Below are 265 nucleotides of genomic sequence, written 5' to 3'. Positions count from 1 at the left end.
TTGGTTCAATTAGTTGTTGTCTTTTGGTACCACTTTGATGGTTCACTACAAGAAAAACAAGTCCTCCAAGATGAAATCAATCAATTAACTACTAAAGATACTAATTGATTAATTTGGTTTTGATTAATTGTTGAACAAAAGATAGAGGTATTTATCAATAGTTTTTCTTGGGTGTAGGTATGTTTTAGATTGTCTAAAAAATGATTATTATTTTGGTTATTAAAATCATCATTTAAATAATTTAAAGAATCTAAAGTAAAATTAT

General features: G+C 24.5%; 1 pseudogene. It reads right to left on the bottom strand.

Annotated features, from left to right (window positions below):
- Positions 1-80 precede the first annotated feature (80 nt).
- Positions 81-265: pseudogene (locus RI01_RS03850) on the bottom strand (hypothetical protein); the annotation flags it as partial.

The organism is Italian clover phyllody phytoplasma str. MA1 (assembly GCF_000300695.1).
Taxonomy (GTDB): Bacteria; Bacillota_I; Bacilli_A; order Acholeplasmatales; family Acholeplasmataceae; genus Phytoplasma.
This window is presented reverse-complemented; position numbering and strand designations above follow the sequence as displayed.